Source organism: Neisseria sp. 74A18, assembly GCF_001308005.1.
GTDB lineage: Bacteria > Pseudomonadota > Gammaproteobacteria > Burkholderiales > Neisseriaceae > Neisseria > Neisseria dumasiana.
In genome coordinates this window covers 1-6,799 of record NZ_LGZA01000054.1, presented here as the reverse complement: position 1 = coordinate 6,799, position 6,799 = coordinate 1, and the positions used below count along the sequence as shown (strand labels likewise).

The window sequence follows — 6,799 nt, the reverse complement described above, 5'->3', positions numbered from 1 at the left end:
TAGATTGGAACAATGCGCTCAAAACGGAAATGCTTCAAGCCAATATAATCTAGGGGCGCGTTATTTAAATGGTTTGGAAGCCCCTAAGGACTTAAATAAAGCTTTTTATTGGACAGAAAAAGCAGCGCAACAAGGTTATCCTGCTGCTGAATCTAATTTAGGATGGCTTTATTCTATTGGTGCTGGAACAGAAAAAGATAACGCCAAAGCTTTTGAATGGACAGAAAGAGCAGCAAAAAAAGGAAATATTCTTGCCTATGTAAACTTGGGCTATTTTTATAGTTATGGTATTGGTGTTCCTGTTGATTGGGAAAAAAGTACCCAATATTATCAATTAGCAGCCACACACAATATTCCAATAGCTTATCAAAATTTAGGGATGGCATATTTCTACGGGAAAGGTGTTGAGCAAAATACAGGGAAGGCTATAGAGTTAACAAATAAAGCTATCGAAGGTGGTAGTAAAGAGGCTCTATATAATTTAAGTAGAATGTATTTATCAATCAATAAAGAAGATGAAGCTGCTGCCATGCTAAGGCAAGCTGCGAATATAGGAATTCCCAAGGCACAAGCAGAGTTAGCTAGTTTATTATCAAAAGCTGCTAAAACCAATGCCGAGAAAATAGAGGCCAAACAATGGTTGGAAAAAGCTTTAATTCAAGAAGATCCTTATGCTTATGCGGTAGCAGGATTGCTCTATTCTCAGAAGAATCAGGTTTTTCCTTATGATGAAGCTAAAGCTTTCGAATACCTAATGAAAGCATCGGATATGGGAGGGGAGACATCAAAACATATGATTGGTGCTTGGTATTGGACGGGAAAGTATGTTTCTAAAGATGAAAAAAACGCTTTAAAATGGATCGAAGACGCGGCAAATCATGGTGACATTAAAGCAGTCGAAAGGCTAGTGAGAATTTATGAAAAAGGCAGTAAGGAAATTCCTAAGAACGAAATTAAAGCAAAATATTGGCAGAACAAACTTGGCATCAAATAAATTTAGGGCTGACCTAGATAACTAGGGGTTTTGGATAACATTTTAAATAGGGGCTAATGTAGATTAGCCCCTAAAACTATGCTCATTAACTTGCGGCACACTATAAACCTGCCCACTCTGCTCAATCCGGTACATATCTCCTACTTGAGTGATACGGCTTCTACTTTCCAACGCACATTTGTGAAAATAAGGCATAGCCATTTTGAGCCATATCCGCTGTTTAAAGGTACTGGGTTTTTCTCGGCATTTAATCATGTACGCGATGAGTTTGCGTTCCATAGCGGCTTTCTGTCGGCCTTGCTGCTGCCTTTTATTCACCACTGCTATCGCTTTTAGGTTCAGACCATACTCTTTATTTAAATGGTTGAGAAAGCCGGTAATACGATTATTAACATTATGCTCTTCCAGAAGGAGGAATTTCTTTATCAAAAGACCGTAATATTAGAACTGTTTCCGTATTGGAAGGCAGCTCTGCATTTACAGGAACTTTTTGATCAATACTCGCCATCTGTATCCCCTTCTGCCGTATATGGAAGGCGATTTGCTGCCAACGGCGTAACCATTGTTCTTCTTTCCTCTTGTAGGCTTCTAATTCCGCTCTGAGACGATTTACTTCTACCTGAAGCCCTTCTACCTCCTTAGTTGCCTGCTCTTTGGTTTTTACTAGACCGCCTGACAGTGCTCGTTTGGCGTTATCGTAAGCGGCTTTAATTTCAGGCTTAGCCTGAAGCGACTGACGGCTAAAACCAAAACGTTCTTCCAAGACAGCCCAGGTTAATTTTGATCCAAGCTCGCCCAAAGCCCAACGGTCTAAGTCGGTAACAATTGTATTAATGTCACTATCGGACATGTGTCTAAAACGCTTAACCATGCTCTACCTCATTTAAATATTGCTCGGGATCAAAGTTTTCCACCCCGTTGTCGGCCAATTGTGCAGCCAACGTTTTGAGCTTTTTATCATTATGTAACAACCAGTCCCTGCTCTTTTTAGGCTTGTTAGTGTCCAGCTGTTTTTCTGCATTTTTGCGAGCTAATACAGTAAGGGCATACTGACGCTTCTGCTCATCCAGACGCATCTTATCATCTTTAATCCACACATAGTCTTTGCAATCTGCCGAACATTGCAAATGGCACTCGCAGGGTGTTTGAGAAAAATTGTGAATGCAAATACCCGTACCCACATCGTGTACGGCTTGAACTCGTGCTTTGAGAATGGCATCCTGTATTTCTACTGGAACCACTTTGATTTGCTCCGCTAACTGCCCCCCAGCTAAACCTTTCTTGATGTCTTCTCTGAGCATTAATACACGTTTTTCCCGAGAAGTATGCTGATAAGCTTTGGTATCTCTAGGGTTAGTTCGGCCAAACCATTCGGTTTGCAGTAGATCACTTAGTCCACCTTCATCCAACAGGGTGTTGAGCGTGTGACGAAAGTGATGACTGGTAAAATCTACCTGAATACTGCTAGAAGCATATTCCGCAGTAAGCGCAGGAAAATAGCGGAGAAATGTGGTGAACATGGACTGGCTACAACTTATGGCTAGCCAGTGAGCATAGCTCCCACTGGAAAGTCCTAATGGCCGAATGAATAAAAGATCTTTTAGATAGTATTCTTTTCCAAATTGATCTGTGTGAATAGCCAAGAGAGATGCTTCCGAGAAATCACGAAAACAATATTTAGTTAACCCATTTTTGTCTGTATAAAGAATAGGGTTTGCAGGCTTAATTCCCTGTTTAGTTAATGCGTTGTAATCTGGCCTTGCGAGAGCTTTCTTTCTGAGCCATCCGTTTATACTCAAAATAGTATGACTGATCCCTAATTGAGCTAGATCCGCCGCGTATAATCTTTTATCTTCCGGTATTGTGGCCAAAAACCTCAGATCTGGTCCCTTAAATTTGTGCATTTCTTCTGCTGTTGAACGCGCTCGTACCGTCATTTCTGCCAACTCAATAAGTACATCATTGACAATGGGAGTCACTTCTGACGGCAAATACAGCTTACGTTTTGGTGTAAAAACGTTACCTCGGCTTGCTTTTCTCGGAAAATATTCGATATAGCTATTACCGTCATCATCGAAAGACAATTGCTGATTGGGTAATAGTGAAATCTCACTAAATCGTCTTCCTGTACAAGCCAGCAAAGTCAACATCAAAACATAAAATCTGTATTTATGCTTTTTCGGAACATTCAAATAGAGTTCACCGATAACTCGGAATACAGCTGGTTCAACAAGTTTGTCCGATTTCGTCTCTAGAACTTTGGGGTCATCCAACCTTTTATGATTGAGTCCCCCTGTGTTTGCCGGCCTATTCATCTTGGCATATTTGTACTGCAACAAACTCTTACATAAGCCATTGGCATCGCAGTGCGCAGCGAACTCTGCAACATGCTTATGTAGATTGTAGGCAGTGGTGCTACTGTAATGTGCAGAGATTAATCCACACGCATTATCTAGAGCCTCCGGTGTTAGCCTAGCCAAATTCTGCCCAATTTGTTTAGCAGCAAATGAGACATATCCTAACGCAGCAATAAAATTGCGATGATTTGGCGTTGATTGATATTTTCTGTGGTATCTAAGAATAAACAATGCTTTTGTAACTAACTCCCAACAACATCTAATGGTTCAGAACCCAGCTTTGGGGAAAGAGAGAAAGTAAATGATGCTGTTTTAGAATTTTTACCTGTAAGTCTAACCAGACGACCAGTATTGATTTGCCACACAGAGTTATCCCAGTCAATAGACTCAAATCCTTCCAAGCTCATTAGTTTTGCTTTATTAACTAAAGCATGAAGATTTGTTCTCCTATCATATTCAAGCCTATCAATGAAAGGGATTACCTTGGCTTTGCGATTAGAACGAGCATCAGACATTACCCTCCTCCTTTACTCACAAAGTTTAGCCACTTGTGCAACCGCTGAGATTACCTCATCAAGTTGTATTCCTAATCGCGTATTCTCGTACTTTTTTAAACGCTCTTCACGACCTGCCAACAAACATGTCAAAACATGTTCATGATCAGCATGGCGATAGGGTTGGAACTTGGGACACAAATAACATGAGTAAGGTGGATCAAGGTAACAAACACTGGATTCGCCGCACACACCAATATCAGACTGTTCAGCGGGATTTTGCTCATCAACAAATATTAAATGCTTATCATGTCGCTCACCATTGACTGCATCTTTATCACTATCGATCAATGTCCCTTTAAAGAAATTGAGGTACTTCGAGAACTCCTTCGCCGTCGCCTTGTCGAGGTGCTCAACTATTTTGCCAGCCATCTCAAAATAAACGTTCACATGCTGGGTGTCGGTATGGTCCAGTATTCTGGCCAGCTCTCGCTTACTGATTCCTTCGGCAGCCAAACCTGTTGCCAAGGTGTAACGCAACCGCCTTGGTGTGACATATAACAATTTACCAGTAAGTGGGGAAATAATATTATGACACTTTACAAACGCGCTGAGTAAACGTGATATGTCATTGCTTGTCAGGTTAAATACGTTATCTATATCTTTGGATAAAATGGCTGCTTTATTTCCATCCCTATTAATGAGCAATGGTCGTTCTTCTGGCTTTACAAAAACTCTATCAGCAAAATTCAACGGCACAAACTTACTGACCTCCATCAACTTTTCAATCAAAACTCCAAAATGTGGGTCAAGATATTCATCCAAAAGATCATCTCGTGGATTAACAAATCGCTTTTTAATTCTTGGCATACGAATAATGTAGCAAGGATCCTTATCCCCTGGTGCCAACCGTTCAAAATCAGACTCTCGTAGAAATGTTAGGTTAGCTGGATTACGTCCAAATGCAATAGAAAGAGCAACTACAACCCTTTGCTGTAAATGCTCTAATGACTGGCCCTCATCCGATTTAAGTGCATTTATTAAGAGGGGTAACTCAAGAGATTTATGCAAAGGACCACTTTCGGGATCCTCCATCCGCACAGCTTCGCCTTTAGGGTTACCTGGCAACTCTAAAGATTCAAGCTCTTGAGCATAAATTCCAGAAAATCCACATTCCGGGTTGTTGTCCGCACTCCAAATATACCACTGAATCGGCCTATACATTGCCCATAATCTTTTTCGTGAACGGGCGCGACTAATAGCTGATTCAAATAAACTTATTAAATATGACTCTGTATAAACTTTATCTAACGGACCCTCCCAATGTCTCAGCACCTCTCTCCAAACATCCTGATACACTGCGTGACCTGCATGGGTAGATATTCGCTTAAGTCGGTCAATAACATGGTTTTTGAGTGCTTCTCTTATGTCTAGATTAATTATCTTTTTAAAATCCAGAGTTGAATGATCTCTTACAGAATATGGCAACCTCCAAATATCACCAGATATATCAACTTCCTTTCCTTCTCGAGTAATTAATTTCTCTATCTCAGGCTCAAATTGCCTGGCAGTCTGTGCTTTCAATAATCTTGTGTTCACTAAGGCTACCTCTCTGACATGATTTCTGCTTGATATCGCTTTAATGAATTAATTGCCTGATCCTCAACTTCTTGTGCTATATAAGTATCTTGTGACTCCAAACTACTATCACCACGCAACAAGGCCAGCGCTTCTCTTCTACGCTGCTCCTCCATTCCTGAAGCTCTTAATACTCTCTCAAGCCTGGATGAAAATGTATGCCTGAGAGACTTAGCAGTTAAGTTTTTGGGCAGATGCTCAGCATATCGCAATCGCAGCAACTGGAAAAATTGGGTAATTGAGGATTGCGACAAAGGAGCCCCATCATCACTTAAAATTAAATAGTCTGATCCATTGTGTTTTTTACTTTCAAGCACTTCACGCCAAGTAACAATGTACTCGTTTAATGCAAAAACAAACTGTCTATTCACAATTGGAATGCACCTACCATTACGTTTTATTTGAGGTCTAGGTCGCCTTACATCTAGCAAGTCCGCTGGTCTACGCTCAACATTTATCGCCGAAATCGCGCCAATTTGGACATCTTCTACTCTGAGACTAAGCAGTTCGCCTGGCCTTAAACCACAAAATAGCATCAATCCAACAGATATATAGTTTCTGAACTTTACCGCTAAATCTTGCCCAAATCCCTCCACTGCATCAGGGCGTAATACGGCAAGTAGGAAATCAACTTCTGCCTCATCTAACCCTTTACGTAGACTTGTTTTTTTCGGTGTAGTAGACATAAAGCTACTATCAAGTGTATTTAGCAAAAATAATTTTCTCTCTCTTAAACGCTCGTAGTCCAAGGAAGACAATGGCAACTGACTTATGTGTACATCCATGCACCAACTGATAAATTGTCGGATAGTTGTTAATCGTTGATTGAAGGTATTAGGCGCTACTGCACTTATATGCCCATTGACTTGATCAATTCTTAGTGCTTCGACCAAACTACCTTTTAATTCTGCTTCTTTGAATGAATTTTGAGCCAGCAATTTAGCAGATAAATCATAATTTGATTTAGCCAACCAACGATAGAAAACAGACAACTCTCTCAAATTCCGAACTAATGTATTGGTACTAAGAGAGCGTCTAGCAAGGATAAACTCATTAGGCAAGACAACTGGCATATCAGAAGAATCCAGCATTATTGGTATTTGTTCCCCCGTTTTGTGTGTAACTAGATTTATTTTCATCGGTTCATTTCGCAATACTTATTGACAAAATTATAATAACTCAAAAACTTTATATTTACAATATTTTTATTATGCGATTTTATAAAATAACAAATCTATATAAAAAGAAAAAGCCTTTTGAACGTTTACACATTCAAAAGGCTTTATTTTCAATAAATTTTCATAAAAACAATAAGT

At 40.0% G+C, this 6,799-nt stretch carries 6 protein-coding genes; 1 reads left to right on the top strand and 5 read right to left on the bottom strand.

Features of this window, described 5'->3' with window-relative positions; all coding sequences use genetic code 11:
- Nucleotides 1-994, top strand: a 994-nt coding sequence (locus tag AKG43_RS12600; protein WP_156300674.1) for a tetratricopeptide repeat protein, incomplete at its 5' end; no start/stop codon positions are given.
- A 394-nt stretch (nucleotides 995-1,388) separates the two neighbouring features.
- Here the strand turns inward: AKG43_RS12600 and AKG43_RS11440 are convergent.
- From AKG43_RS11440 to AKG43_RS11425, 5 genes are read right to left on the bottom strand one after another with little or no spacing between them, the layout of a single operon-like run.
- A complete protein-coding gene (locus AKG43_RS11440; protein WP_054617414.1) occupies nucleotides 1,389-1,865 on the bottom strand; it encodes a hypothetical protein in 477 nt (158 codons plus the stop codon).
- Nucleotides 1,858-3,582 (bottom strand): hypothetical protein, encoded by a 1,725-nt coding sequence (locus AKG43_RS11435; protein ID WP_197273149.1) that lies wholly within the window; start codon nucleotides 3,580-3,582, stop codon nucleotides 1,858-1,860. The genes AKG43_RS11440 and AKG43_RS11435 overlap by 8 nt, the downstream gene beginning before the upstream one ends.
- Before the next feature lie 11 nt (nucleotides 3,583-3,593).
- A complete protein-coding gene (locus tag AKG43_RS12995; RefSeq protein ID WP_197273148.1) occupies nucleotides 3,594-3,866 on the bottom strand; it encodes a hypothetical protein in 273 nt (90 codons plus the stop codon).
- Between the two features lie 12 nt (nucleotides 3,867-3,878).
- Nucleotides 3,879-5,444, bottom strand: a complete 1,566-nt coding sequence (locus tag AKG43_RS11430; protein ID WP_054617413.1) for a tyrosine-type recombinase/integrase — start codon at nucleotides 5,442-5,444, stop codon at nucleotides 3,879-3,881.
- A gap of 5 nt (nucleotides 5,445-5,449) precedes the next feature.
- Nucleotides 5,450-6,622: a site-specific integrase gene (locus tag AKG43_RS11425; RefSeq protein WP_054617412.1), complete on the bottom strand. Its 1,173-nt coding sequence runs from the start codon at nucleotides 6,620-6,622 to the stop codon at nucleotides 5,450-5,452.
- Between the last annotated feature and the right edge of the window lie 177 nt (nucleotides 6,623-6,799).

What these genes read in the sequence shown, in the direction of transcription:
- AKG43_RS11425 (WP_054617412.1), bottom strand. Translation starts at nt 6,622, where the DNA reads ATGAAAATAAATCTAGTTACACACAAAACGGGGGAACAAATACCAATA.
- AKG43_RS11440 (WP_054617414.1), bottom strand. Translation starts at nt 1,865, where the DNA reads ATGGTTAAGCGTTTTAGACACATGTCCGATAGTGACATTAATACAATT.
- AKG43_RS12995 (WP_197273148.1), bottom strand. Translation starts at nt 3,866, where the DNA reads ATGTCTGATGCTCGTTCTAATCGCAAAGCCAAGGTAATCCCTTTCATT.